This is a genomic window from Nocardioides salarius (assembly GCF_016907435.1).
GTDB classification, from domain to species: domain Bacteria; phylum Actinomycetota; class Actinomycetes; order Propionibacteriales; family Nocardioidaceae; genus Nocardioides; species Nocardioides salarius.
This window is the reverse complement of record NZ_JAFBBZ010000001.1, coordinates 2,231,718-2,255,571: the sequence shown is the minus strand read 5'-3', so window position 1 is coordinate 2,255,571 and position 23,854 is coordinate 2,231,718. Positions and strand designations below refer to the sequence as shown.

The 23,854-nt window shown below is 74.6% G+C and carries 23 protein-coding genes; 12 read left to right on the top strand and 11 right to left on the bottom strand.

The features are described 5' to 3' along the window. The first annotated feature begins 20 nt into the window (after positions 1–20). The 3 genes from JOE61_RS10815 to JOE61_RS10805 all read left to right on the top strand — a co-directional run bounded on the left by JOE61_RS10815 (position 21) and on the right by JOE61_RS10805 (position 2,768). The gene (locus JOE61_RS10815) at positions 21–1,097 is read left to right on the top strand and encodes a sigma-70 family RNA polymerase sigma factor (protein WP_193669459.1); all 1,077 of its coding nucleotides are present in this window, start codon (positions 21–23) and stop codon (positions 1,095–1,097) included. Further along, the gene (locus tag JOE61_RS10810; protein ID WP_193669458.1) at positions 1,094–1,708 is read left to right on the top strand and encodes a maleylpyruvate isomerase N-terminal domain-containing protein; all 615 of its coding nucleotides are present in this window, start codon (positions 1,094–1,096) and stop codon (positions 1,706–1,708) included. Before JOE61_RS10815 ends, JOE61_RS10810 begins: the two co-directional genes overlap by 4 nt. A 67-nt stretch (positions 1,709–1,775) precedes the next feature. Further along, the gene (locus JOE61_RS10805; protein WP_193669457.1) at positions 1,776–2,768 is read left to right on the top strand and encodes a helix-turn-helix domain-containing protein; all 993 of its coding nucleotides are present in this window, start codon (positions 1,776–1,778) and stop codon (positions 2,766–2,768) included. Here JOE61_RS10805 and JOE61_RS10800 read toward each other — a convergent pair. Continuing rightward, entirely contained in the window at positions 2,758–3,765 is a 1,008-nt protein-coding gene (locus JOE61_RS10800; RefSeq protein WP_193669456.1) for a DUF2332 domain-containing protein, read from the bottom strand. The genes JOE61_RS10805 and JOE61_RS10800 overlap by 11 nt on opposite strands. A gap of 130 nt (positions 3,766–3,895) precedes the next feature. Here JOE61_RS10800 and JOE61_RS22505 point away from each other — a divergent pair, with 130 nt between their 5' ends. Further along, on the top strand, positions 3,896–4,411 hold the full coding sequence (locus JOE61_RS22505; protein WP_193669455.1) for an NfeD family protein: 516 nt from the start codon (positions 3,896–3,898) through the stop codon (positions 4,409–4,411). A gap of 67 nt (positions 4,412–4,478) precedes the next feature. Further along, complete coding sequence (locus tag JOE61_RS10790) at positions 4,479–5,990, top strand: flotillin family protein (RefSeq protein ID WP_193669454.1); 1,512 nt, start codon at positions 4,479–4,481, stop codon at positions 5,988–5,990. 84 nt (positions 5,991–6,074) lie between these two features. Here the strand turns inward: JOE61_RS10790 and JOE61_RS10785 are convergent, their stop codons facing one another. The 5 genes from JOE61_RS10785 to JOE61_RS10765 all read right to left on the bottom strand — a co-directional run bounded on the left by JOE61_RS10785 (position 6,075) and on the right by JOE61_RS10765 (position 13,733). Beyond that, positions 6,075–7,553 carry an NAD-dependent succinate-semialdehyde dehydrogenase gene (locus JOE61_RS10785; RefSeq protein WP_193669453.1) on the bottom strand — a complete coding sequence of 493 codons (1,479 nt, stop codon included), beginning with the start codon at positions 7,551–7,553 and terminating at the stop codon, positions 6,075–6,077. A gap of 143 nt (positions 7,554–7,696) precedes the next feature. Then, positions 7,697–9,610, bottom strand: a complete 1,914-nt coding sequence (locus tag JOE61_RS10780) for a penicillin-binding transpeptidase domain-containing protein (RefSeq protein WP_193669452.1) — start codon at positions 9,608–9,610, stop codon at positions 7,697–7,699. 46 nt (positions 9,611–9,656) lie between these two features. Beyond that, positions 9,657–11,447 (bottom strand): DEAD/DEAH box helicase, encoded by a 1,791-nt coding sequence (locus JOE61_RS10775; protein WP_193669451.1) that lies wholly within the window; start codon positions 11,445–11,447, stop codon positions 9,657–9,659. A gap of 83 nt (positions 11,448–11,530) precedes the next feature. After that, positions 11,531–13,375, bottom strand: a complete 1,845-nt coding sequence (glmS, locus tag JOE61_RS10770; protein ID WP_193669450.1) for a glutamine--fructose-6-phosphate transaminase (isomerizing) — start codon at positions 13,373–13,375, stop codon at positions 11,531–11,533. 64 nt (positions 13,376–13,439) lie between these two features. Next, positions 13,440–13,733: a hypothetical protein gene (locus JOE61_RS10765; protein WP_307822936.1), complete on the bottom strand. Its 294-nt coding sequence runs from the start codon at positions 13,731–13,733 to the stop codon at positions 13,440–13,442. Positions 13,734–13,887: 154 nt separating this feature from the next. Here JOE61_RS10765 and JOE61_RS10760 point away from each other — a divergent pair, with 154 nt between their 5' ends. The 4 genes from JOE61_RS10760 (at position 13,888) to JOE61_RS10745 (ending at position 17,089) form a co-directional block, all read left to right on the top strand. After that, entirely contained in the window at positions 13,888–14,043 is a 156-nt protein-coding gene (locus JOE61_RS10760; protein WP_193669449.1) for a hypothetical protein, read from the top strand. Positions 14,044–14,199: 156 nt separating this feature from the next. Further along, positions 14,200–14,835 carry a YceI family protein gene (locus tag JOE61_RS10755; RefSeq protein ID WP_193669448.1) on the top strand — a complete coding sequence of 212 codons (636 nt, stop codon included), beginning with the start codon at positions 14,200–14,202 and terminating at the stop codon, positions 14,833–14,835. A 55-nt stretch (positions 14,836–14,890) separates the two neighbouring features. Further along, complete coding sequence (locus JOE61_RS10750; protein ID WP_193669447.1) at positions 14,891–15,808, top strand: GNAT family N-acetyltransferase; 918 nt, start codon at positions 14,891–14,893, stop codon at positions 15,806–15,808. Positions 15,809–15,841: 33 nt separating this feature from the next. Further along, positions 15,842–17,089, top strand: a complete 1,248-nt coding sequence (locus tag JOE61_RS10745; RefSeq protein WP_204797216.1) for an MFS transporter — start codon at positions 15,842–15,844, stop codon at positions 17,087–17,089. Here JOE61_RS10745 and JOE61_RS10740 read toward each other — a convergent pair. Genes JOE61_RS10740 through JOE61_RS10730 form a run of 3 tightly spaced genes read right to left on the bottom strand, consistent with a single transcriptional unit; the run spans position 17,067 to position 19,564 of the window. Then, positions 17,067–17,681 carry a hypothetical protein gene (locus JOE61_RS10740; protein ID WP_204797215.1) on the bottom strand — a complete coding sequence of 205 codons (615 nt, stop codon included), beginning with the start codon at positions 17,679–17,681 and terminating at the stop codon, positions 17,067–17,069. The two genes, JOE61_RS10745 and JOE61_RS10740, sit on opposite strands and share 23 nt — an antisense overlap. A gap of 14 nt (positions 17,682–17,695) precedes the next feature. Further along, complete coding sequence (locus JOE61_RS22500; RefSeq protein ID WP_193669445.1) at positions 17,696–18,922, bottom strand: acyl-CoA dehydrogenase family protein; 1,227 nt, start codon at positions 18,920–18,922, stop codon at positions 17,696–17,698. Positions 18,923–18,946: 24 nt separating this feature from the next. Further along, positions 18,947–19,564 carry a TetR/AcrR family transcriptional regulator gene (locus JOE61_RS10730; RefSeq protein WP_193669444.1) on the bottom strand — a complete coding sequence of 206 codons (618 nt, stop codon included), beginning with the start codon at positions 19,562–19,564 and terminating at the stop codon, positions 18,947–18,949. Positions 19,565–19,662: 98 nt separating this feature from the next. Here JOE61_RS10730 and JOE61_RS10725 point away from each other — a divergent pair, with 98 nt between their 5' ends. Together JOE61_RS10725 and JOE61_RS10720 are read left to right on the top strand one after the other, a co-directional pair. Beyond that, the gene (locus JOE61_RS10725) at positions 19,663–20,526 is read left to right on the top strand and encodes an SDR family oxidoreductase (RefSeq protein WP_307822934.1); all 864 of its coding nucleotides are present in this window, start codon (positions 19,663–19,665) and stop codon (positions 20,524–20,526) included. 95 nt (positions 20,527–20,621) lie between these two features. Continuing rightward, entirely contained in the window at positions 20,622–21,602 is a 981-nt protein-coding gene (locus JOE61_RS10720; RefSeq protein WP_193669443.1) for a glycoside hydrolase family 6 protein, read from the top strand. 3 nt (positions 21,603–21,605) lie between these two features. Here the strand turns inward: JOE61_RS10720 and JOE61_RS10715 are convergent, their stop codons facing one another. Beyond that, entirely contained in the window at positions 21,606–22,118 is a 513-nt protein-coding gene (locus JOE61_RS10715) for a DUF427 domain-containing protein (protein WP_193669442.1), read from the bottom strand. Positions 22,119–22,126: 8 nt separating this feature from the next. Further along, positions 22,127–22,309, bottom strand: a complete 183-nt coding sequence (locus tag JOE61_RS10710; RefSeq protein ID WP_193669441.1) for a hypothetical protein — start codon at positions 22,307–22,309, stop codon at positions 22,127–22,129. 114 nt (positions 22,310–22,423) lie between these two features. Here JOE61_RS10710 and zwf point away from each other — a divergent pair, with 114 nt between their 5' ends. Then, positions 22,424–23,854, top strand: a complete 1,431-nt coding sequence (gene zwf / locus JOE61_RS10705) for a glucose-6-phosphate dehydrogenase (RefSeq protein WP_193669440.1) — start codon at positions 22,424–22,426, stop codon at positions 23,852–23,854.

Here is a 23,854-nt window from a genome sequence, read left to right as displayed (position 1 = left end):
CGGCGACGGAGACCCCGCGCATGACCTCTCGCACCACCCCCACCCCGGCACCCACCCCGGCACCCACCCCGGGCTCCAGCCCGGCACCCAGCACGGCGCAGGCCGAGCTGGGCGACTTCCCGGCCCTGACCCAGCGCTACTCGCGCGAGCTGCTGGCGCACTGCTACCGGATGAGCGGCTCGGTGCACGAGGCCGAGGACCTGGTGCAGGAGACGTTCCTGCGCGCCTGGAAGGCCTCGGCGGCCTTCGAGGGCCGCTCGTCGGTGCGGACCTGGCTCTACCGCATCGCGACCAACGTGTGCCTCTCGAGCTTGGAGGGCCAGCCCCGGCGGCCGCTGCCGACGGGCCTGGGCACCAGCGACCAGCCCGCCGGCGACGCCCTCGAGCAGGACCACGAGATCGCCTGGCTCGAGCCGGTGCCCGACGCCGCGGTGGTGGTGGAGGAGCGCGACTCGATCCGGCTGGCCTTCGTCGCAGCGCTGCAGCACCTGCCCGCTCGCCAACGGGCGGTGCTGATCATGCGCGACGTGCTGCGCTGGAGCGCGGCCGAGGTCGCCGAGGCCCTCGAGACCACGAGCGCGGCGGTCAACTCCGCGCTGCAGCGCGCGCACGCCCAGATGAGCGCACGGGCGCTGACCCAGGACACCGTCGAGCCCGACCTCACCCCCGAGCAGCAGCACCTGCTCGAGCGCTACGTCGACGCGTTCTGGCGCAAGGACGTCGACCAGATCGTCTCCATGCTCACCGCCGAGGCCGTCTGGGAGATGCCGCCCTTCACCAGCTGGTTCCGCGGGCGGGCCAACATCGCCTGGCTGATCGGCAACGAGTGCCCCGGCGGCACCCGCGACATGCCGATGATCGCCACCCGCGCCAACGGCCAGCCGGCGTTCGGGATGTACATGCGCGGCCCGGGCGGCGAGTTCACCCCGTTCCAGCTGCACGTCCTCGACGTGACGGGACCCCCTGACGCACCCGAGATCCGCCAGGTCGACGCCTTCTTCGACCCCCGGCTCTTCACCGCGTTCGGCCTGCCCGCGAGCCTGCCGGCCGACCACGTGCCGCAGGGCACCGACCCCCGTCCCGGCGCTCCGGGATGAGCAGGCGGCTCGACCACGCGGTCGGGCTGCTGGAGCGCTCCCTGGTCGGCACCCGCACGGTGCTGGGCCTGGTCGAGCCCGGCGACCTGGGGCGAGCCACGCCCTGCGCCGCCTGGGACCTGGCGACCCTGCTGGGCCACATGGACGACTCGCTGGGGGCCTACCTCGAGGCCAGCCAGGGGGCGCTGCCGCTGGTGCCGGCGCTCCCGCCCGCGGCTGCGGCGTACGACGACCCGGCCGGGCGGCTGCGGGTGCGGGTCGGCACGCTGCTGGGTGCGTGGGCAGGGGCCGCCGAGCGGGACCTCGACCGCGTCGGGCTCGACGGCCCGTCCGGGCTGGCGGCCGACCTGCTCGTCTCGACCGCGGCGCTCGAGGTCGCGGTGCACGGCTGGGACGTCGCGCGCAGCCTCGGTGCGCCGAGCGCGCAGCAGGAGGCGGCCGCCACGGTGCTGCCGCCCGCCCTGGCCCAGGCGCTCCTGCCGGTGGCGCGCCGCACCGTCGCGGCCGGGCGCACCGAGGGGCTCTTCGCGGGCCCGCTGCCCGCCCGCCCGGGCGACGGGCCGGTCGAGGTGCTGCTCGGGCTGCTGGGCCGACCCGGCCGGCAGCGCTGACTGGACCGGAGGAGACGTTCCCGGGGAAAAAGCCCCGGGTAAAACTTTACCTTCCTACGCTGCTGCCATGCCGCACACCCGATCGGGGGGCCCGACCACCCGCATCGCCGCCACCACCCCGCTCCAGCACGCCGGGTCACTGCTGCGCGCCGGGCGAGTGCGCGACGCCGCGTCGGCGCTCGCCGCCCTCGCCGCCACCACCCCCTCGGGCCACACCGACCAGGCCGGGCTGCTGGCCGCCCGGGCCGAGGTCCTCCTCGGGCGGGGCGACCTCACCACGGCCGCCACGCTCGTCGCGCCGCTGCTGGCGCTGGTCGCGGCTCCGGGGCCCAGCGGCCAGGCCGGCGCCGCCGTCGCCCACCACGCGCTCGGCGAGCTGGCGGCGGCCGCCGGCGACGTGGACTCCTCGGTCGAGCACCACGCGCGGGCCGGCGTCCTGGCCCCCGGCGCCGACCCCGAGCAGCTGCCCTGGCGGGCCAACCAGGCCCTGGCGCTGGCCCGGGCGCGCCGCAGCGAGGACGCGGCCCGCCAGGCCCGCGCCCACCTGCGGGTCGGCCGGGCGGTGGGGTCGGCGTACGCCGTCGCGCACGGCCTGCGCGCCCTGGCCACGGTCAGCCCCACCACCGAGGGGGTCGGGCTGCTCGAGGAGGCGCGCGCGGCGCTCGCCCCCATCGACGCCGCGCGGCTGGCCGCCCAGGTCGACACCGACCTGGCGGGGCTGCTGGTGCTCTCGGGCAGCGGGTCGTCGCTGCAGGTGCTGCGGCTGCTGCGCGACGCCGAGACGTACGCCGCCCAGGAGGGCCTGTGGCCGCTGCGCCAGCGGGCCCGGCGCCTGCTCGACCTCGTCGGCGCCGGCACCGAGAGCCGCAGCGAGGCGCTCGCGGCGCTGACCCTGGCCGAGCGCCGGGTCGCCGAGCTGGCCGTGCAGGGGCTGAGCAACCGCGAGATCGCCACCGCGCTGGTGGTGACGGTCAAGGCCGTCGAGTGGCACCTGTCGCGGGTCTACCGCAAGGTGCAGATCACCTCGCGTCGCGAGCTCGCCGGCGCGCTCATGAGCTGAGGCCGGTCCAGGTCAGGGTGCGGCCGTGGCCGTGCGTCCAGGCCACGGCGCGCGCGTCGAGGCCGAGCACGAAGGACCCGGGCGGCGGGGCCGGACCGGTGCCGGTGACCGCGGGCAGCACGTCGGGACCCTCGTTGCTGAGCCAGTGGCAGGCGCCCTCGGCGACCAGTCCGCGCAGCAGCGACTCGGCCTCGCGGCGAGCAGGCTCGGGCAGGTAGCTCAGCACCGCGCTGTGCTGCACCACGACCCGCCCGTGCGCCGAGGCGCGCTCGACCAGCGCCGGCAGCTCCTCGACCAGGTCGCCGGCCACCAGCTGCGGCGGGTCGCCGCGCGCGACCTCGACCGCGCTCGCCAGCACCCGGCGCCGGTCGTCGTGCTCGGGCCAGACCAGCGCCTCGAGCCACGCCGTCGCGTCGGCGTCGGTCACGTCGAGGGGGTGCAGGTCGACGCCGCCGCGCCAGGCGATGGTGGGCAGGTCCCGGGGCAGGGGGGCCCGGGCACCGTCGTGGCCGCTGATGCGGCACTCCAGCACCGGTCGGTCGCCGTCGACGCCCACCTCGTGCACGACCCGCCCGTCGGCGGCGCGGTAGCGGTGGCCCCAGCGGTCCGGGTAGAGGCACAGGCCGGCGCTCGCCCCCACCTCGACCAGCGCCAGCGGGCCGGGGCCGAGCGCGGCCAGCGCCGGCAGCAGGGTGGCCATCCGCCCGGCCTCGTTGGTCTGGGTGCGCCGCTCCAGGATCGTGGCCCGGATCGACCCGTCGTCGCCCAGCAGCGCCGCACGCAGGGCGGCGTACGGCGCGGGGGTGGCGACGCCGTGCCACCGCGCGGCCGCGAAGACCAGGTTGGGCTGGCGGCGCGGCGCCGGCAGGGTCTCGAGCCAGGCCCGCACCTCGGCGTCGCCGACCACCCCGAGCGCCCACTCGGTGAAGCACGGCGAGTCGTCGGTGTACCTGGCGAAGTCCTCGTAGACCGCCACCACGTCACCCTCGAGCAGCATGCGCCCCATCATCGCCGACCCGGCCCAGACTTCGCGCTGACCCGGCCCGAACTTCGCCCCGACCCGGCCCGAACCGGCCCGGGTAAAGGCCGGTGCTGCGGGGACCGCCCACGTGGGGGAGGCTGGGCACGTGACGACGTACCTCATCATCGGCGTGCTCGGTCTCCTGCTGCTCCTGGTCTCGCTGGTGGTCGGCGACCTGCTCGACGGTGCGCTCGACGCCCTGGCCGGCGACACGTTCTCGAGCGCGGTGATCGGGGCCTTCCTCTCGGCGCTGGGCTTCGGCGGCGCGCTCGCCGAGGGGCTCGGGGCACCGCTCCTGGTCTCGGCGCCCGCCGGGGTCGCGGCAGGGGTCGGCTTCGGCTGGTTCGCCGCCTGGCTGACCCGGCTGCTGCGCGACGACACCTCGGGCACCTCGCCGCGCACCGACGACACCGTCGGCCGCGAGGCCGTCGTGCTCACGGCCATCCCCGCCGACGGCTACGGCACGGTCAAGGTGCTGGTCGGCGGGCACGAGATGCGCCTCAACGCCCGGCTCGACACCGACCACCCGATCCCCGTCGAGCCCGGCACGCGGGTCCACGTCACCAGCACCGTCTCCCCCACCGCCGTCACGGTCGCGCCCACGTGGCGCGAGCTCGGCTGATCCCCGGCACCACCACCGGCACCACCACCCGGCACCACCTCGCCCCAGTCCTCCCAAGGAGTCCCGTGTGAACACGTCCGTGCTGATCCCCGTCGGCGGATTCGTCGTCCTCTTCGTCCTGCTGGTGCTCCTGGTCACCAGCCGCTACAAGGTCGCCGGGCCCAACGAGGCCTTCATCGTCACCGGCCGCAAGGGCAAGGCCGTGGTCAACCCGGAGACCGGCGAGCTGACCACCGACCTGTCGGGGCAGAAGGTGATCCTCGGCGGTGGCACGTTCGTCATCCCCTTCGTGCAGAAGCTCGGCACCCTCGACCTGTCCTCGCGCCGGATCTCGGTGCAGATCCGCGGCGCGGTGTCGGGCCAGGGCATCAAGCTCAACGTCGAGGGCGTGGCCATCGTCAAGGTCGGTGGCAACGCCGACCAGATCCGCCTGGCCGCCCAGCGCTTCCTCTCCCAGCAGGCCGACGTCGAGTCCTACACCCAGGAGGTGCTCGCCGGTGCGCTGCGCTCCATCGTGGGTGGGCTGACCGTCGAGCAGATCATCCGCGACCGGGCGGCCTTCGCCCAGCGGGTGGCCGACGAGTCGGAGAACTCCCTGACCGGCCAGGGCCTGATCCTCGACACCTTCCAGATCCAGGACGTCACCGACGACGGCACCTACCTGGCCGACCTGGGTCGTCCCGAGGCCGCCCGGGTCGCGCAGGAGGCGCGCATCGCCGAGGCGAACGCCCGCCAGGCCGCCGAGCAGGCCCAGATCGCCGCCGAGCAGGAGATCGCGATCTCGCAGCGCGTGCTGGCGCTCAAGCAGTCGGAGATCAAGGCCGAGACCGACGCCGCGTCCGCGCAGGCCGCGGCCGCCGGCCCGCTGGCCCAGGCCGACCGCGACCAGTCGATCCTCACCGAGCAGGAGAAGGTCGCGGTGCGGCAGGCGGCGCTGACCGAGCGCCAGCTCGAGACCGAGGTCCGCAAGCCCGCCGACGCCGAGCGCTACCGCGTCGAGCAGGAGGCCGAGGCCCGCCGCAGCGCCGAGATCGCGGCTGCCGAGGCCCGCAAGGCCTCGACCATCGCCGCCGCCGAGGCCAAGGCCCAGGAGGCCCGGCTCTCGGGTGAGGCGGAGAAGTCGCGGCGCGCGGCGCTCGCCGAGGCCGAGGCGATCGAGGGCGAGCGCCGCGGTGCCGCCGAGCGCGCGCGGCGTACGGCGGAGGCCGACGCGACCCGCGCCGAGGGCGAGGCCCAGGCCGCGGCAACCCTGGCCGTGGGCCAGGCCGAGGCCGAGGCGATGGACCGGCGCGCCGAGGCGTTCGCGCACTACAACGACGCCGCGGTGCTGCAGATGCTGATCGAGGTGCTGCCCAAGGTCGCCAAGGAGGTCGCGGCGCCGATCAGCGCCATCGACCAGCTCACCGTGATCTCGACCGACGGTGCCGGCGCGATGCCCAAGCAGGTCACCGACAACGTCACCCAGACGATGAGCATGCTCAAGGCCACCACCGGTCTCGACCTGGAGGCGCTCATCAAGAGCTCGGTGGGCAAGGCCGCCGCGAGCAGCGGCCTCGAGGCCTCCGGCGCCGACCAGTGACGACCGGCCCGGACCTCCGCAGGTGGAGGTCCGGGCCGGGTCGGCGCGACATCTGCGCCGGGTCAGCGCGAGATCTGGGCCGGGTCAGGTGACGGGGAGGGCGACGTACGTCGTCTCCAGGTACTCCTCGATGCCCTCGAAGCCGCCCTCGCGGCCGAAGCCGGAGGCCTTGACGCCGCCGAAGGGTGCCGCGGGGTTGGAGATCAGGCCGGTGTTGACGCCGACCATGCCGAAGTCGAGCGCCTCGGCCATCCGGATCGTGCGGGACAGGTCGCGGGTGTAGACGTAGGAGGCCAGGCCGTACTCGGTGGCGTTGGCGGCCGCGACGGCCTCGTCCTCGGTCGTGAAGGTGGTGATCGGCGCGACCGGGCCGAAGATCTCCTCGGTGTTGATCGCCGACTCGGCGGGCACGTCGAGGAGCACGGTCGGCTGGTAGAACCACCCGGCGCCGTCGGGGCGTCCGCCGCCGGTGACCACCCGGGCCCCGTCGTGCACGGCGTCGGTGACCAGCCGGGCGACCGAGTCGACCGCGTCCTCGTCGATCAGCGGGCCGACGTCGACGCCCTCGTCCTGGCCGCGGCCCAGCGAGAGGGCGCCCATCCGGGCGGCGAGCTTCTCGGCGAACTCGGCGGCGACGTCCTGGTGCACCAGGAAGCGGTTGGCCGCGGTGCAGGCCTCGCCCATGTTGCGCATCTTGGCCACCATCGCGCCGTCGACCGCGGCGTCGAGGTCGGCGTCGGCGAAGACCAGGAACGGGGCGTTGCCGCCCAGCTCCATGCTCACCCGCTGCAGCTGGTCGGCCGACTGGCGCACCAGGGTGCGGCCCACGCCGGTCGAGCCGGTGAAGGAGACCTTGCGCAGCCGGTCGTCGCCCTGCAGCGCCTGGCTCATCTCCTTGGCGTGGGTGGAGGGCAGCACGTTGAGCACCCCGTCGGGCAGCCCCGCCTCGCCGAGGATGGCGGCCAGCGCCAGCATCGTGAGCGGCGTCTGGGCCGCCGGCTTGACCACCATCGTGCAGCCGGCGGCGACCGCCGGGCCGATCTTGCGGGTGCCCATCGCCAGCGGGAAGTTCCACGGGGTGACGAAGAAGCACGGCCCGACGGGCTTCTTGATCGTCAGCAGGCGGCTGCCGCCGGCCGGTGCCTGCATCCACCGGCCGTGGATGCGCACCGCCTCCTCGGAGTACCACCGGAAGAACTCGTTGCCGTAGCCGACCTCGCCCTTGGCCTCCTTGACGGTCTTGCCCATCTCGAGGCTCATCAGCATCGCCAGGTCGTCGGCCCGGTCGGCGATCATCTCGAAGGCGCGGCGCAGGATCTCGCCGCGCTCACGCGGCGGCGTCGCGGCCCAGGCGGGCTGGGCGGCCACCGCGGCGTCGAGCGCCTCGACGGCGTCGCCCACGGAGGCGTCGGCGACCCGGGTCAGCACCGAGCCGTCGGCCGGGTCGTGCACGGTGAAGGTGGCGCCGTCCTCGGCGTCGCGCCAGCGGCCCCCCACGAGGAGTCGGCGGTGCTCGTCGGGCAGCAGGGCGGCGAGGTCGGGGGTCAGGTCGGGACCGGTCATGGCGCGATCCTCGCACCACGACCGGCTCCACCCAACGCCCTTCACCCGTCCGGCGGGTCGTGGCATACTCGGACACGTCGACTTCGGAGGGAGCACTCAGAAGACGGCTGTGGACCCCTCGCCGACCCCATGCGGCGAGGGGTTCACCTCTTTCGCAGCATCGCCTCGACGAGCGGGCCCGCGGTGCGCGAGCCCGACTCGCCCACCTCGACGTACGCCGCGACCGCGAGGTCGCCCTGGGCGGCCACCATCCAGGCGTGGGTGAGCACCTCGCCGTCGCGCTCGAACTCGGCGGTGCCGGTCTTGGCCAGCACGGCCGGGCCGGGCAGGTCGGCCAGCCCGCGACCGCTGCCCGAGACCACCACCTCGCGCAGCATCGAGCGCAGCGCCTCGGCCTCGCCCCTCGTCAGCGGTGCGGCCCCCTCGGGCGGCTCGTCGGTGTAGCCCTCGACCAGCGTCGGCACCACGGTCGCGCCCTCCTGCACGCTGGCGACCACGGCCGCCATCGCCATCGGCGAGGCCAGCACCCGGCCCTGGCCGATCAGCGCGGCGGCGGCCTCGGTGTCGGTCTCGGGCTGGGGCACGCTGCCGAAGTACGCCGGGAAGCCGAGGTCGTGGTCGATGCCCAGGCCCAGCGTGGCGGCGGCGTCGTAGAGGTCGGTGCCGTCGATGCGCCCGCCCTCGGCGATCAGGGCGGTGTTGCACGAGCTCGCGATCGCCCGCCGCAGCGGGATCGGCCCCAGGTCGGCCGCGGGGTAGTCGGAGTAGTTGGTGAAGCGGCGCCCGTCGACGACGACGCCGGGGGTGCAGCGCACCGTCGATCCCGGGGTCAGCCCGGAGCGCAGCAGCGCCAGGCTGGTGACGATCTTGAAGGTGCTGCCCGGCGCCGCCTGGCCGAACGTCGCGACGTTCGTCGCCCCGACCCCGGGCCCGTTGGCGGCCGCCAGCACCTCACCGGTGCTGGGCCGCAGGGCGACCAGGGCGCTGGCGGGGCCGACGCCGGCCAGCAGCTGCTCGGCGGTGCGCTGCAGGTCGACGTCGAGGCTGAGCACCAGGTCGTCTCCGTCGGTGGCCGGCATCGCCACCAGCTCGCGCTCGCCCCCGCTGGCGCCGGGGGCGTCGTCGACGGCGCGCACCAGCATGCCCGGGCTGCCGCGCAGCTCCTCGTCGTAGCGCGCCTGCAGGCCCGAGAGGCCGGCCCGGTCACCCATGCGGTAGACGCCGGGCTGGTCGGCCATCATCTCGGCGGTCACCTCGCCGACGCTGCCCAGCAGCTCGGCGGCGAAGTCGCGGGTCGGGGCCAGGGGCTGCTCGTCGGCGATGGCGACCACGCCCGCGGTGGACCCGGCGGCCCGGGCCACCGGGCCCGGGACCTCGGCGGCCCGGTAGACGATCGCCTCGACGAAGGCCCGCTCCCCCGCCGCCTCGACCCGGTCGCGGTACGCCGCCACGTCGAGGTCGGCGAGCCCGGCCAGGCGCTCGGCGGCGCGCACCGCCTGCTTCGGCGAGACCGCCCCGCGGTCGACACCGAGGCGCACGACCGGCCGCTCGGTCACGATCGGCTCGCCCCCGGCGCCGACGACGTCGCCCCGCGACGCGCCCAGGGTGGAGGCGTCGAGCACCTCGCCCTCGACCAGGCTGGGCTCGACCACGCCCGGCTGCCACACCGCGCGCCACTCGTCGTCGACCAGGCGCAGGCTGGTGGTCGACTCGTAGGACCACTCGCCCGCCGGCAGCGCCCAGGTCCAGCCCAGGTCGACCTCGGCGACGTCGCCGCTGCGGCTGACGTCGAGCACCTCGACCCGGGGCTCGACGCCGCCGAAGGCCGGCTCCAGGCCCGCGACCAGCCCGGCATGGGCCTCGTCCGCGGCAGCGGCCGCCGGCTCGGCCAGCGGCACGGAGCCCGGCGTGCCCGCCGCGAGGGCGGCGGCGTACGCCTCGGCGGCCGGGCGCGGCTCGGGCCCGCTCAGCGTGTCGGCGACCTGGTCGCAGCCGGTGAGGCCCGCCGAGGCGAGCACCCCCGCACCGAGGAGGGCCAGGGTCCCGAGTCGTCGCATGCGACGTTCCTACCAGCACCCGCCCCCAGGACGGGTGCAGGCAGGATCAGGGCTTCTTGTGGCGCGGCTTCCTGCGGTCGAAGTCGCCCGCGGGCTTGTCGCCGCGCGGCGGGCGGGAGCCGCCGCCGCGGGGACCGTTGTCGGCGCGCAGCTCGATCAGCTTGCCCGAGATGCGCGTGTCGGCCAGCGCCGAGAACACCTCGGGGCCCAGGTCGGCCGGCAGCTCGACGAGCGAGAAGTCGGGCCGGATCTGGATCTTGCCGAAGTCGCTGCGCGAGAGGCCGCCCTCGTTGGCCAGCGCACCCACGATCTGGCGCGGCTCGACCTTGTGGCGCTTGCCCACGTTGATGCGGTACGTCGCCAGGTTGGCGTCGCCGCCGCGGCGCGGGGCCCGCTCGGCGCGGGCCTGGCCGGAGCGCTCGTCGCGCCCGCTCGGCGCGGAGCGGCGCTCCTCGCGCTGGGCGCGGGCCCGGTCGGCCTCGGGGTCGATCAGCAGCGGGGTCTCGCCCTGCGAGAGCACCGCCAGGGCCGCAGCCACGTCGACCTCGGGCACGTCGTGCTCGCGCACGTAGTGGGCCACCACGTCGCGGAAGCGGTCGATGGTCGCGGTGTCGGCCAGCGCCTCGGTGATCTGGTCGTCGAAGCGCGCCAGCCGGGTGGTGTTGACGTCCTCGGCGGTCGGCAGCTGCATCTGGGTCAGCGGCTGCTTGGTGGCCTTCTCGATGTGCTTGAGCAGGTAGCGCTCGCGCGGGGTGATGAACGAGATCGCGTCACCGGTGCGACCCGCGCGGCCGGTGCGGCCGATGCGGTGCACGTAGGACTCGGTGTCGGTGGGGATGTCGTAGTTGACGACGTGGCTGATCCGCTCGACGTCGAGGCCGCGGGCGGCGACGTCGGTGGCGACCAGGATGTCGAGCTTGCCGGCCTTGAGCTGGTTGACGGTGCGCTCGCGCTGGGCCTGGGCGACGTCGCCGTTGATGGCGGCCGCGGAGTAGCCGCGGGCCCGCAGCTTCTCGGCCAGGGTCTCGGTCTCGTTCTTGGTGCGGACGAAGACGATCATCCCCTCGAAGTTCTCGACCTCGAGGATGCGCGTCAGCGCGTCGACCTTCTGCGGGTAGGAGACCGTGAGGTAGCGCTGGGTGATGTTGGCCGCGGTGGTCGCGCTGCGCTTGACCGTGATCTCGGCCGGGTCCGACAGGTACTTCTTGGACAGCCGGCGGATCTGCGCGGGCATGGTGGCCGAGAACAGCGCCACCTGCTTGTCGTCGGGGGTGTCGGCCAGGATCGTCTCGACGTCCTCGGCAAAGCCCATGTTGAGCATCTCGTCGGCCTCGTCGAGCACCAGGAAGCGCAGCTGCGACAGGTCGAGCGTGCCCTTCTCGAGGTGGTCCATGATCCGGCCGGGGGTGCCGACGACCACGTGGACGCCGCGGCGCAGCGCCGAGAGCTGCACGCCGTAGGCCTGGCCGCCGTAGACGGGCAGCACGTGCACGCCGCGCATGCGGGCGGCGTACTTCTCGAACGCCTCGCAGACCTGCAGGGCGAGCTCGCGGGTGGGGGCGAGCACCAGCGCCTGCGGGCTCTTCTGCGCGACGTCGAGGTTCGAGAGGATCGGCAGCGCGAACGCGGCGGTCTTGCCGGTGCCGGTCTGCGCCAGTCCGACGACGTCGCGGCCCTCGAGGAGGGTCGGGATCGTCGCGGCCTGGATGGCCGAGGGGGTCTCGTAGCCCACGTCGGACAGTGCCTTGAGCACCGGCTCGGACAGACCGAGATCGACGAAGGTCGGCACCTGCTCGTCGACGGTCGTGGGGTCGGTGTCAGAGGAAGTCACTGCCATAAGGTAGTGCGTCTCGGCCGTCGGCCCCGATTCCTGCGCGCGGTGGCCTGGATCACGCCCCGCCGCCCGGGTCACCTCAGGGGTCACTCCACGGTGACCGACTTGGCCAGGTTGCGCGGCTTGTCGGCGTCGAGACCCAGGTGCTTGGCGGCGTGGTAGGCCAGCACCTGCAGCGGGATGGTGAGCAGGATCGGGTCGATCTCGCGCTCGTTGCGCGGCACGTCGATGCGGTGCGTGCCGGGCGCCGCCGACAGGTCGCCGAGGTCGACGCCCTCGTGGGTGACCACGACCAGCGGGCCCCGGCGCGCGGCGATCTCGTGCAGGGCCGCGACGTTGCGCTCGACCAGCTCGTCGTCGGGCACCAGCGCCACGGTCGGCACGTCCTCGCTGATCAGCGCGAGCGGGCCGTGCTTGAGCTCGGAGGTCTGGTACGCCTCGGCGTGGCGGTAGGTGATCTCCTTGAACTTCTGGGCGCCCTCGCGGGCCACGGGGAAGCCGCGCACCCGGCCGATGAAGAAGAGGCTGTCGCTGGCGGCGAGCCGCTCGGCGACCTTCGCGAGCTCGTCGTCGCGGTCGAGGACCGACTGGATCTGCTCGGGCAGCTGCTGCAGGCCGGCGATGAGCCGCTTGCCGTCGGCGATCGACAGGTCGCGCACCCGGCCCAGCTGCAGGGCCAGCAGCGAGAAGGCCAGGAACATCGTGGTCAGCGCCTTGGTGCTGGCCACGGCCACCTCGGGGCCGGCGTGCAGGTAGATGCCGCCGTCGCACTCGCGCGCGATCGCGCTGCCCACGACGTTGACCAGGCCGACCACGCGCCCGCCCTTGCGGCGGATCTCCTGCACCGCGAGCAGGGTGTCGATGGTCTCGCCCGACTGGCTGACCGCCACGTAGAGCGTGTCGGGCTCGATGACCGGGTCGCGGTAGCGGAACTCGCTGGCCGCCTCGGCGTCGGCGGGGATGCGGGCCAGCTCCTCGATCATCGAGGCGCCCATCTGCCCGACGTAGTAGGCGGAGCCGCAGCCGAGGATCTTGACGCGCCGGATGGCCCGCAGCTCGCGGGCGTCGAGGTTGAGCCCGCCCAGGTGGGAGGTGCCGAAGCGCTCGTCGAGCCGGCCGCGCAGCACCCGCTCGGCGGCGCGGGGCTGCTCGAGCATCTCGGCGTGCATGAACGACTCGTGCTCGCCGATCTCGTACGCCGCCGGGTCGACGTCGACGCGGGCGGCGTCACGGTGGGTGCGGTGCAGCTGGGCGGTGTCGTGGCGGTAGGTGGTGAAGCCCTGCGCGGTCACCGTGGCCATCTCGCCGTCGTCGAGGTAGGCGACGGTGGTGGTGTAGCGCACCAGGGCGGCCAGGTCGCTGGCCACGTGCATCTCCTTGTCGCCGACGCCGACGATCAGGGGGCTGCCGTTGCGGGCCACCACGATGCGGTCGGGGAAGTCGGCGTGCACGACCGCCAGGCCGTAGGTGCCCTCGACGGCGCCCAGGGCGTCGGCGACCCGGCCCTCGAGGGTGTCGGCGCCCGAGCGGGCCACCAGGTGGGCCAGCACCTCGGTGTCGGTGTCGGAGGCCAGCTCGACGCCCTCGTCGGCGAGCATCGCCCGCAGCGAGGAGGCGTTGTCGAGGATGCCGTTGTGCACGACCGCGACGCGGCCCGCGACGTCGGTGTGCGGGTGCGCGTTGTGGTCGGTCGCCGGGCCGTGGGTGGCCCACCGCGTGTGGCCGATCCCGACCTTGCCGCCGAAGCGGGCCGGCACCTCCTCGGCGAGGTCGCGCACCCGCCCCGAGCGCTTGGCCACGCGCAGCGCGCCGCCGGTGCCGAGCACGGCCATCCCGGCCGAGTCGTAGCCGCGGTGCTCGAGGCGGCCGAGCCCCTCGAGCAGCAGCGGGGCTGCCTGCTGGGTGCCGATGTAGCCGACGATTCCGCACATGGTGGTGCCTCCTGGGTGGTCGTGCCGTGGTTCGTGCAGGGTGGTCGTGCAGGGGTGGACGGCCTCAGCCGTAGACGATCCGGCGCAGCTGGCGCTCGGAGAGGACGGGTGGTGCCACCACGCGCTCGGCCAGCTCGGCCGCGACGCGGGTGAAGATCTCGGGGTTGCGCAGCCCGCGCGCCTGCAGCGCGGCGTGGCGGCGGCGTACGTAGTCGTCGACGCCCTCGCGGTGGAAGGCGACGACGTCGCCGACGACGCGGCGCGCCTCGGCCTCGTCGAGGCCGGTGGTGGCGACGAGGTGCTGCACCAGCGGCGCCACCGGGTCGGGGGCGCCGGCCGCTCGTCGTGGGACCGTCACGAGCCACAATCTGCTGGATCGACCACCCGTCGCGCAACATCCTGCCCGAATTCGGGCAGGAATCGGGGGAGTCGACCATTCCTTCACCGTCAGTGGATCCGGTCACATCCGCCGTGGTACCTTAAGTGAACAGAAGGTGAACAGGAGGTGTCCGATGACGGACTCGCAGATGACCGGTGGCCCGACCCGCAGCTGGGTGATGGTGACCGACGCGGACGGACGTTCGCACCTGGAGTCGCGCTGGACGACGCCCGAGACCGCCTCGGCGGCCGCTGCCGCCCCGGCGGCGCAGCCCGCCCAGGCCGCCTGAGGCGTCCCGCACCGCATCCAGCACACGACGAGCCGCGCCCCGCCCGGGGCGCGGCTCGTCGTGCGTGCGAAAGATTTCTTCCGTCGCCGGGAATGGATCGACACACTCCCGCCTTGAGGTAGTTGAAGATTCACCCACCAACCTCAGGAGACCGCCATGGCCATCTTCCGCAAGAACACCACCACCGACACGACCGGCACGACCAGCGCGACCAGCACCGCCCCGGCCGCCGGCTTCGACGCCCCCACCAGCGTCCTCGAGGACATCTCGGGCGACTACACCATCGACGCCAGCCACAGCCGCCTGGGCTTCAGCGCCCGGCACGCGATGGTCACCACCGTGCGCGGCCACTTCACCGACTGGTCGGGCACCGCCCACGTCGACACCGCCGACCCGGCCGCCTCCTCGGTCAGCCTCACCATCAAGGCCGCCTCGATCGACACCGGCAGCGCCGACCGCGACGGGCACCTCGTCTCGGCCGACTTCTTCGACGCCGAGACCCACCCCGACATCACGTTCGTCTCCACCTCCGTGGCCCGCGACGGCGCCGACTGGGCCATCACCGGCGACCTGACCATCAAGGGCACCGCCCGCCCGGTCACCATCGAGTTCGAGCCCACCGGCTCGGCCCAGGACCCCTTCGGCAACGTGCGCATCGGCTTCGAGGGCGGCACCGCCATCAACCGCAAGGACTGGGGCCTGACCTGGAACGCCGCGCTCGAGACCGGTGGCGTGCTCGTCTCCGAGAAGATCAAGCTCGACTTCGACGTCTCCGCGATCCGCAACGCCTGAGCCCCCACGGGGAAAATCAGGTGCCGGGCCGGCCCGGCGGGCGCATCATCACCAGATGAGCACCCGCACCGCCGGCCCGGCCCTGCCGCCGGGGCTGCGCACCCGGCCCCTCGTCCTCGACGACGCCGAGGCCGTCACCGCCCTGGTGCGCGCCGAGGAGACCGTCGACCTCGGGGCGCCCGAGGTCGACGTCGAGGACATCCGCTCCGACTGGCTGCGGCCCAGCTACGACATCGCCACCAGCACCATCGGGGTCGAGGACCCCGAGGGACGCCTGGTCGGGTACGTCGACCACGCCGGTGACGACGTCGCCTACGCCGCGGTCGACCCCGCCCACCAGGGCCGCGGCATCGGCACCTGGCTCGCGGCCTGGGTCCAGCAGCGGGCCCGCGAGCGCGGCGCCACCCGCATCGGCAGCCAGGTGCCGCAGGGCAGCGCCGCCGACCGGCTGATGGCCGACCTCGGCTACCGCGAGCGCTGGACGGCCTGGGACCTCGAGCTGCCCGACGACGTACGCCTTCCCGACGCGCCGCTGCCGGCCGGGCACACCCTGCGCGACGCCACCGCCGCCGACCACGAGGCGGCCTGGACGCTGCTCGAGGACTGCTTCCTCGAGTGGGCGCAGCGGCCCCGCCAGCCGTTGGCCGACTTCGGCGCCCGCATCTGGGGCCGGGAGGGCCACCAGCCCTGGAACCTGCGCCTGCTCCACGACGGCGCCGGCGAGCTGGTCGGCGCCACGCACGTGCACCTGTCCGGCGCGGGCGGCTACGTCGCCAAGGTCGGCGTACGCCGCGAGCGACGGGGGCAGGGCCCGGCCGCGGCCATGCTGGTCGACGCCTTCGCGCTGGCCCGTCGGCACGGCGCGACCCGCTGCTACCTGTCCACCGACTCGCGCACCGGCGCGCTCGGGCTCTACGAGCACGTCGGCATGGTGGTCTCCTCGACCTGGGTGAACCGCGCGATCGACCTCTGAGCCCCGCCCGCCAGGGTCTGGGAGGCTGTCTCGGTGAGCAGCCCGGCGAGCACCGCGGACCCCGACCTGCGCGGGGCCGGTCTCCAGCGCTCGTTGGTCGCGCTGATCCAGGTGCTCGGCCTGGCGGTGTGGTTCTCGGCCACCGCGATCGCGCCGACGCTGCGCGGCGAGTGGGGCCTGGGCGACACCTCGGTGGTGTGGCTGACCGGGGCCGTGCAGATCGGCTTCGTCGTGGGCGCGCTGACCTCGAGCGTGCTCAACCTGCCCGACCGGATGCCGCCGCAGCGGCTGGTGGCGCTGTGCGCCTTCGGCGCGGCGGGCTCGACCGCCCTGCTGGCCGCGGCCGCCGACGGGCTGTGGCTCGCGCTGCCGCTGCGCTTCCTGACCGGGGCGTTCCTGGCCGGGGTCTACCCGGTCGGGATGAAGCTGATGGCGTCGTGGTCGCTGCCGGTCGACCGCGGCCGCGCCTTCGGCGTGCTGGTCGGGTCGCTGACCCTGGGCTCGGCGCTGCCGCACCTGATCAGCGCCTCGGGCCCGCTGCCGTGGCGCGCGGTGATGCTGACGGCCTCGGCGCTCACCCTCGGCGCCGGCGTCGTGGCGCTCACGGTGCTGCGTCCCGGCCCGCTGCTGGCCCCCGGTCAGCGCCCGCGGGCCCGGCACGCGCTGGCGGGGCTGCGCACCCGGGCCCCCCTGCTGGCCAACCTGGGCTACTTCGGGCACATGTGGGAGCTTTACGCCCTCTGGACCTGGCTGCCGGCCTTCCTGGTGCACCAGCCCGCGTGGGCGCTCTCGGGCGCCGGCGTGAGCGCGCTGACCTTCCTGACCGTCGGGGTCGCCGGGCTGGTGGGCGCGCTGCTGGGCGGGTGGGGCGCCGACCGCTACGGCCGCTCCCCCGCCGCCGTGGCCGCGATGGCCACCAGCGCGGGCTGCTGCCTGCTGGCCCCGCTGCTGTGGTCGGGCAGCCCCGCGCTGCTGGTGGTCTTCCTGCTGGTGTGGGGCGCGTCGGTGATCGCCGACTCCGGCGTCTTCTCCACGGCGCTGAGCGAGAGCGCCGACCAGCGCTACGTCGGCACCGCGCTGAGCGTGCAGACCGCGATCGGCTTCACGCTCTCGGTGGTGACCATCCAGCTGCTGCCTCTGCTCGCCGACGCCGTCGGGTGGCGGTGGGCGTTCTGGCTGCTGGCCCCCGGGCCCGCCCTGGGTGCGCTGGCGATGCTGCAGCTGGGCCGCCTGGGCCGGGTGACCGGGCGGGGGCGGGTCAGGGCACCTCGACGGTCGTGACCACCGAGGTCACCGACGCCCGGCGCGGGGTCGAGGAGAAGCCGAAGTCGGGCGCCGGGTGCACGTCGGCGAGGGCCCCGAGGTCCCGGCCCTCGAGGCGCCCGGTCATCGCGGTGACGGCGTGGTGGTCGGTGGCGCCGTACCACTCGCGCCGGCCCTGGCCGGCCGAGCCGCGCGCGCGCACGCCCCTCATCACCACACGGGCGACTGGGTCGACGGCCGCACAGAAGGCCGGCGCCGTCGCCACCGCGTCGGGCACCAGCGCCAGCAGCCGGCCCAGGGGCGTGCGCCCGCCGAGCGCCAGGTCGAGGTCGAGCGACGCGGAGCGCACCGACCAGGCCCCGGGCGGCCCGGTCGTCCCGAACGCCTCGACCCGCACCTCGTCGAAGGTGTACGTCGAGGCGATGAAGTCGGCGACCCGCTCGGTCGGGGCCAGCAGGAGCCGGTGGCCCGAGGGCAGCGCCACCATCGCGTCGGAGAACGGGCCCCAGGGGGTGCGGTCCCAGCGCCCGACCACCACCCGCACGCCCGAGGCCGACCCGACGCCGGCGATCCGGCCGTGGAAGCGACGTCGCTGCGCTGCGGGGGCCACCGGAGCCACAGCGGTCACCGGATCGGCGCGCCCGAGATCGCCCGCGCGATGACCAGGCGCTGGATCTCGGAGGTGCCCTCGAAGATCGTGTAGATCTTGGCGTCGCGCGCCATCCGCTCCACGGGGTACTCGCGGGTGAAGCCGTTGCCGCCGAGGATCTGCATCGCCTGGCCGGTCACCGCCACCGCGGTCTCCCCGGCCACCAGCTTCGACATCGAGCCCTCGGCGGCGTCGAAGGAGCGGCGCGAGGCGGCCATCCACGCGGCGCGCCACACCAGCAGCCGGGCGGCGTCGATGCGCGAGCGCATGTCGGCGAGCGCGAAGGCGATGGCCTGGTTCTCGATGATCGGGCGGCCGAACTGCTCGCGGGTGCGCGCGTAGTCGAGCGCCACCTCGTAGGCCGCCCGCGCGATGCCCACGGCCTGCGCCCCGACCGCGGGCCGGGTGCGCTCGAAGGTGGCCATGCTGGCGTTGCCCTGCGCGGCGCGGGAGCCGTCGCGGGCCCGGCCCAGCCGCTCGTCGAGCCGCTCCTTGCCGCCCAGCAGGCAGCGCCCCGGCACCCGCACCGCGTCGAGCACGACCTCGGCGGTGTGGGAGGCGCGGATGCCGTGCTTGGCGAACTTCTGGCCCTGGCTCAGGCCCTTGGTGCCCGGGGGCACCACGAAGCTCGCCTGCCCGCGGGCCCGGAGGTCGGGGTCGACGACCGCGGTGACGACGTGCACGTCGGCGAGGCCACCGTTGGTGGCCCAGGTCTTGGTGCCGTTGAGCACCCACTCGTCGCTCGCCTCGTCGTACGTCGCCCGCGTGCGCATCGCGCCGACGTCGCTGCCGGCGTCGGGCTCGGAGGAGCAGAAGGCGGCCAGCCGCAGGTCGCCCGGCTCGCCGAACATCTGCGGCACCCACTCGACCACCTGCTCGTCGGTGCCGCCCGCACGCACCCCGGCCGCGGCCAGGGCGGTGCCCACGATGGAGAGGCCGATGCCGGCGTCGCCCCAGAAGATCTCCTCCATCGCCACCGGGATGCCCAGGCCCGAGCGGTCCATCGACTGGGTGGCGAAGAAGTCCACCGAGTAGAGCCCGATGCGAGCCGCCTCCTCGAGCACGGGCCAGGGGAACTCCTCGCGCTCGTCCCACTCGTGGGCGGCGGGGCGGATCACCTCGGCGGCGAAGTCGTGCAGCCACGAGCGCAGCTCGAGGTGGTCGGGACCGAGGTCGAAGTAGGGGGTCGCGGCATCGCTCACCTGGCGAGGGTAGAGCGCGGCGCGCTAGTTGTGGCCCAACCGGTCGAAGGCGCGGGTGGCGGCGTCGACGATGTCGTCGGGCCCGGCGTCGATGGAGCCCTCGAGCCAGGCCGAGACCAGCTTCTCCACCCCGCCGATGAACATCAGGCCGGCGAGCTCGCCGTCGCGGCCCTGCAGCGCGTCGGTGCCGTAGAGCGCGGCGGCCTCGGAGGCGGCGTACGCGCCGAAGCCGCGCAGCATCGCGCTGCGCGGGCCGCTGAGGGTCGGGCGGGCGGCCGCGCGCAGGATCGCCACCCGCCCCTTGCGCGGGTCGTCGGTGATGACGTGCACGAAGGCGGTGACGGCGGCGCGCACCCGCTCGGCCGGGCCGCCCTCGGTGCCGGTGATGGCCTCGTCGACCACGGTGCGGATCTCGTCGGTGATCTCGCCGAGCAGGGCCAGGAGGGCCTCGTCGAGGTTGGCGAACTGCTCGTAGAAGTAGCGCTCGGTCAGGCCGGCCTCGTTGCAGATGCGGGTCATCGTCACCGGGGGCCCGTCGACGCGGGCCCAGACCTCGAGCGCGGCGGCCACGAGCTGCTCACGACGCGCGGCGACGCGTTCCTGGGCACTCTGCCCGCGGTAGCGACCCGCCTTGACGGCCATGGGGGCATGGTGCCACGAGCCGACGCCGGGTCTCGTCACCCGCCCGGCTGCCCGAGCAGAATATTGACAGGACGTCCTGCCTGAATCAGGATCGGCCCGTGCCCTCTTCTTCCCGCCACCCCGACCTGCCCACCGTCCGCGACCGGGTCGTCGTCGTCACCGGCGCCGCGCGCGGCATCGGCCGCGCCACCGCCGCCCGCTTCGCCGAGGCCGGCGCCCGCGTGCTCGTCGGCGACCTCGACACCGAGGCGGCCCGGGAGGCCGCGCTGGCGATCGGCGCGGCCGTCGGCGACCCCGGCCGCGTGCGGGCCGTGCACGTCGACGTCACCGACCGGGCGTCGTACGCCGCCCTGGTCGCCGAGGCCGAGGCCTGGGGCCCGGTCGAGGTGCTGGTCAACAACGCCGGGATCATGCCGCTGGGCCTGCTGCTCGAGCAGGGCGAGGCCAGCATCGACACCACGATCGCGGTCAACCTGCGCGCCGTCGTGACCGGCACCCGCCTGGTGGCGCCCGGCATGGTCGAGCGCGGCCGCGGCCACGTCGTCAACGTGGCCTCGGCGGTCGGCCGGGTCGGGCTGGCGGGGGGCGCGGTCTACTCGGCGTCCAAGTTCGGGGTGGTCGGCTTCTCGGAGGCCGCGCTGGGCGAGCTGGCCCCGCACGGCGTGCACGTCTCGTGCGTGCTGCCGACGGTGGTGGCCACCGAGCTCGCCGCCGGCGTGCACGCCACGCGGGGGATGCGCCCCTGCACCCCCGAGGAGGTCGCCGACACGGTGCTCGACGTGGTGCGCCGGCCCCGCTTCGAGACCTGGGTGCCCGGCTACGCCAAGGCGCTGTTCCACACCTCCAACGCGCTGCCCCGCCGCGCCCGCGACCTGCTGAGCCACGCCCTGGGCGCCGACGCCACCCTGACCCACGTCGACACCGGCGCCCGGGCCGACTACGAGCGCCGCGCCGGTCGCTGACCCGGCCCGGATCTCGCGCCGACCCGGCCCGAACTTCGCACCGAGTCGGCCCGAACCGACCTCCTGCAGCCGGCAACCTCCGTACCCTGGGGCTCGTGGCCTCCTCCCGCTCCCGGTGCGTGGCGCTCCTGGTCGCGGCCGGGCTCGCGCTGACCGGTCTCCCGACCCAGGCCACGGCCGACGCGCCGGCCGTGGCCGAGCGCGACCCGCGCCGCACCCAGGGGCTCTTCGTCGACCCGTTGATGCCGGCCGCCCAGCAGGGCCCGGCGTACGCCGACATCGCCAAGCGGGCCCAAGCGCTGTGGCTCTCCAACGAGTACTACCCCCGCGACCAGGTCGCCGACGTGGTGCGCGCCTACACCTCGCGCGCCGCGCAGGCCGGCAAGACGCCGATGCTCGTGGTCTACGCCATCCCCGACCGCGACTGCGGCCTGCACTCCTCGGGCGGCCTGCCCGGCGGCGACGCCTACAAGGACTGGGTCGCCCAGGTGGCGGCCGGCATCCGGGGCAGCAAGCCGCTCGTGGTCGTCGAGCCCGACGCCATCGGCTTCTACGGCCACGACGAGTGCGCCAACGGCCGCCAGCGCCTCAAGCTGCTGCGCGCCGCCGTGCGCCGGCTCGACAACGCGGGCGCCTGGGTCTACCTCGACGCCGCCCACTCCGGCTGGACCCCGTACGCCGACCGCGCGCGGCTGCTGCGCAGGGCCGGGGTCGGCCTGGGCCGGGGCATCAGCACCAACGTCGCCAACTACCGGCGCCTGGCCAAGGAGAAGACCTACGCCGAGGCCCTGCTGCGCGAGCTGCGCCGCGACGGCGTCACGGGCCTGCGCTACGTGGTGGACACCTCGCGCAACGGGGCCCGCAAGCCGGTCGACGGCGACGTGACCAACCCGACCTGGGCCCGACTGGGCAAGGCACCGCGGCTGCGGTTCGACGGTCGTTTCGACGGCACCCTGTGGGTCAAGCACCCCGGCGAGTCGGACGGTCCCGTCAACGGCGGGCCCTCCTCGGGCCAGTGGTGCGACCTGCTGGCCGACCGCCTGCTGGGCCGCGCCGACCCGGGCCCCGGCTGCTGAGGCTCACCAGCCCCAGGAGCCCGGGATCCCCTTGAAGGGGCCGACCACGCGGCTGGTGATCCAGCCGCCGTAGAAGCCGCCCTCCTGGGCGGTCACCAGCTCGCCGTCGACCCGGCAGGCGTCCACGCCCAGCGGGGTCACCGCGACCGCGTCGGCCAGTGCCGCGAAGGCCGGCGTCGGGGTCCGGTAGGTCCACGCGGCCCGCTCGGCGACGACCGGGCGGCCGTCGGGTCCCGGGCCGCCGACCAGGTCGAAGTAGGACGCCCGCCCCTTCCACTCGCACGCCGAGGAGCCCTCCGCCGGGCGCAGCGCACCGTCGACGAAGGCCTCGCGCGGCAGGTAGTAGGTGGGCGGGTGGCTGGTCTCCAGCACCCGCCACGACCGCGTGGTGCGCGCCACCACGACGCCGCCCAGCTCGACCTCGACGCTCTCGGAGGACTCGTCCAGGGCCGGAGGGCGCGGGTAGTCCCACACCGACTCCTGGCCGGGGCCGGGCTTCTCCGGTCGGGGGCGCACGCGGCCCGTCAGTGCTCGGCGCCGGGGCGCAGGTGCATCAGGTCGAGCGCGGTGGTGAGGTCCTCGGCGCTCTCGTAGGCCTCGGGGGCGTGGTCGATGAGCACGCCGGCCCAGGTGGGCTCGTCGGTCAGCACGTCGCTGCCGAAGTACTCCTCGATGGCCTCTGCGGCCTGCCGTGTGTCGAGCGTCATGCAGACATCGTGCCAGGCCAGAAGGGGTGAGGGGAGTGGTGGCCGCGATCCTTCACCCAGGTCCCCACCCTTGGGGATGGAGGGTGCCCCTCGGTGACCCGGTAGGCATGAGGGGTGACCGACTCCAGCAGCGCGCCCACCGAGGACCTCGCCCCGCACGTCCTGGTGCTCTTCGGCGCCACCGGCGACCTGGCCGCCCGCAAGCTCTTCCCGGGCCTCTACCGGCTGGCCGCCCAGGGCCGCCTGCCCGAGCAGTACGCCGTCATCGGCAGCGGGCGGCACTCCCCCGGCAGCGACGACGACTTCCGCCAGCAGGTGCGCGAGGCGCTGCAGGAGGGGGTCGACGACCTCGACGACGACGTGGCGGACGCCCTGCTCGAGCGGGTCTCCTTCTGCACCTCCGACGCCGACGACGGCGCCGACCTGGCCGCGGCCGTGCGCGAGGCCGAGGATCGCCTGGGCGGTGACGACACGAGCCGGGTCCGCCGGCTCGTCTACCTGTCGGTGCCGCCGGCGGTGATGACCTCGATGATCGCGATGCTCGGCCGGGAGGGCCTGCACGAGCGGGCCCGCCTGGTGGTCGAGAAGCCCTTCGGTCTCGACCTCGACTCCGCCCGCGAGCTCGACGCGGCGCTCAAGGACGTCGTCGAGGAGGAGCAGGTCTTCCGCATCGACCACTTCCTGGGCAAGGAGGCGGCCCAGAACATCCTCGCGCTGCGCTTCGCCAACGGTCTCTTCGAGCCGGCGTGGAACCGCCACCACATCGAGTCGGTGCAGATCGACGTGCCCGAGGACCTGGGGCTCGAGGGCCGCGGCAGCTTCTACGAGTCCACCGGCGCGCTGCGCGACATGATCTCGACCCACCTGGCCCAGCTGCTGGGCCTGGTGGCCCTCGAGGAGGCCCGCCGCTTCGACGCCGACGAGCTGCGCGACGCGAAGTCGGCCGTCTTCGCCGCGATGCGGCCCCTCGACCCCGCGCGGGTGGTGCTGGGCCAGTTCGAGGGCTACCGCGACGACGAGGACGTCGCCGACGACTCCGACGTGGAGACGTTCGTGGCGCTGGAGGCGTGGATCGACAACGACCGCTGGCGCGACGTGCCGTTCTACCTGCGCACCGGCAAGGCGCTGGCCCAGGGCCGGCGCACGATCACGCTGCGCTTCCGCACCCCGCACACCGAGATCTTCAACGGCTCGGTGGCCTGCAACGAGCTGGTGCTCGAGCTGACCGACGACCCGCGGGTGCACGTCGACCTGCAGGCCAAGAAGCCCGGGCCCGACATGGACCTGGTCAAGGCCACGATGAGCCTGGACTTCGCCGACGACGTCGACGAGGGCGACCCGCTGGAGGCCTACGAGCGGCTGCTGCTCGACGTGCTGCGCGACGACCGCACCCTGTTCACCCGCTCCGACGAGGTCGAGCGGATCTGGGAGGTCTGCCAACCGGTGCTCGACGCCGCCCTCGAGGTGCACCCCTACGCCCAGGGCTCGTGGGGCCCGCAGGCCGCCCTCGACCTGCCCAGCGGCGGGTGGTACCTCGGCCGCTGA